3 protein-coding genes are annotated in these 1,852 nt (G+C 71.6%); all 3 read right to left on the reverse strand.

The window, feature by feature from the left end:
* Positions 1-117: 117 nt before the first annotated feature.
* The 3 genes from H5J30_RS30605 to pgsA all read right to left on the reverse strand — a co-directional run bounded on the left by H5J30_RS30605 (position 118) and on the right by pgsA (position 1,742).
* Positions 118-486 carry a helix-turn-helix domain-containing protein gene (locus H5J30_RS30605; RefSeq protein ID WP_018838068.1) on the reverse strand — a complete coding sequence of 123 codons (369 nt, stop codon included), beginning with the start codon at positions 484-486 and terminating at the stop codon, positions 118-120.
* Between the two features lie 90 nt (positions 487-576).
* Positions 577-1,143, reverse strand: coding sequence for a CinA family protein (locus tag H5J30_RS30610; RefSeq protein WP_181790714.1), 567 nt, complete (start codon positions 1,141-1,143; stop codon positions 577-579).
* Entirely contained in the window at positions 1,140-1,742 is a 603-nt protein-coding gene (pgsA, locus tag H5J30_RS30615; protein WP_018838066.1) for a CDP-diacylglycerol--glycerol-3-phosphate 3-phosphatidyltransferase, read from the reverse strand. The genes H5J30_RS30610 and pgsA overlap by 4 nt, the downstream gene beginning before the upstream one ends.
* Positions 1,743-1,852 lie beyond the last annotated feature (110 nt).

Here is a 1,852-nt window from a genome sequence, read left to right on the forward strand (position 1 = left end):
CGCTGCCAGCCGGGCGGGTGACCAACCGGCCCGGCGGGAGCGCGCGGCGGCGGACAAGCCGAGAGCCCGGCTCCGCCGACGCCGGCGGACCGGGCTCTCGTGCCAGGCTCTCTGCGCTCAGGCCGCGACCGGATCGGGCTCCTTCGGGGCCTTGATGGTGACTCGCTCGTCGGGCATCCCCGTCACCGAGGTCACGGTGAACGACCGCACGGGAGCGGGAATGGGTTCGGTGGCCGCGGCGGACTGGGCCAGCTCCGCGAGGGCGAGCTCGCCGCTCACCTCGCGCATCAGCTCGGACATCCGGACGTCCAGGGCTTCACAGATCGAGTTGAGCAGCTCGGAGGAGGCTTCCTTCTGGCCTCGCTCGACCTCCGACAGATAGCCGAGAGAGACACGCGCTGACGAGGAAACCTCGCGCAGCGTCCGGCCCTGGCGCTGTCGCTGCCGGCGCAGCACGTCACCCAGCAGGCGACGGAGCAGAATCATGCGTGGCTCCCTCCTAGGACCTCGGGTCCGGATCCTCTCTGCTCCACCGTACCGCCTCGGACCGTGACAGTGCGGCGACGGAAGTCATCTTCACCGTTCGCCAAGCGAGGAATACGGGGCCTCCTGATCAGGATTTTCCGGGTATTTCCGCCCGTCTTGCCCCTTCGGTGCCGCGTCCAGGTGGCGCCGCAGAAGCGCCAGTGCCTCCCCGACGGCAGCCGTGCGGATCTCCGTGCGAGACCCCGTCAGGTTCAGCGACCGCGTCTCACTGCGCCCCTCGGGACCGGCCACGGCGACGAAGACGGTACCCGGCTGCTGGCCGTCCTGCGGATCGGGGCCCGCGACGCCCGTCGTCGCGACCGCCCAGTCGGCGCCGAGCCGCCAGCGCACCCCGGCGGCCATCTGCCGGGCGACCTCTCCGTCGACGGCACCGCGCTGGGCGAGCAGCGAGCTGTCGACGCCGAGCACGTCCCGCTTGAGGTCGGTGGCGTACGCGACGACGGCGCCCCGGAACGTCGGGGAGGCACCGGGCACCGCGGTGATCTCGCCGGCGAGGAGACCGCCGGTGAGGGATTCGGCGACGGCGAGGGTGACGCCGCGCTCCTCGCACAGGGCGAGCACGTCGGCGGCGGTCCCGCCGGTGTTCTTAGTGGTCACTGGACTCTCTGCTCCCGTTCGGCGGCCAGCCCCCTGCGGCGGAGCACGATCGCCTGCTTGACGTAGTCCAGGCCGGTCACCACGGTCAGGACCACGGCGGCGGCCATGACCCAGAAGCGCAGTGTGGCGAGCGGTCCGGTGAGGGTGAGGATGTACATGCCCACGGCCACCCCCTGGGCCAGGGTCTTCAGCTTCCCGCCCCGGCTGGCCGGGATCACACCGTGCCTGATCACCCAGAACCGCATGAGGGTGATGCCGATCTCCCGCGCCAGGATCACGATCGTCACCCACCAGGGCAGGTCGCCCAGCGCCGACAGGCAGATCAGCGCGGCGCCCATGATCGCCTTGTCGGCGATGGGGTCGGCGATCTTGCCGAAGTCGGTGACGAGGTCGTAGCGGCGGGCCAGCTCCCCGTCGAAGAGGTCGGTGATCATGGCGACCGTGAAGGCGGCCCATGCGAACGAGCGCCACGCCGGGTCATGGCCGCCGTGGGCGGCCATGAGCACCACGAACGCCGGTACGAGCAGCAGCCGCACCATGGTGAGGACGTTGGCGATGTTCCACAGACCGGCCTGACCGACGGCCGGGGCGGGGCTCATCTCGCGGCCTCCTCGGCCGGCTCCCGGGGCCGCCGCCGATCGGGCTCGCCTATCGGCTCGGCCACCAGGTCCACCCCCTCGCTCGCCACCACCTTCGCGGTGACCAGCGC

Origin of the sequence: Streptomyces phytophilus, assembly GCF_013870535.1 — a bacterium.
Lineage (GTDB): Bacteria > Actinomycetota > Actinomycetes > Streptomycetales > Streptomycetaceae > Streptomyces > Streptomyces phytophilus.

Coding starts and splice junctions, on each gene's coding strand:
- H5J30_RS30605 (WP_018838068.1), bottom strand. CDS start 486: ATGATTCTGCTCCGTCGCCTGCTGGGTGACGTGCTGCGCCGGCAGCGA.
- pgsA (WP_018838066.1), bottom strand. CDS start 1,742: ATGAGCCCCGCCCCGGCCGTCGGTCAGGCCGGTCTGTGGAACATCGCC.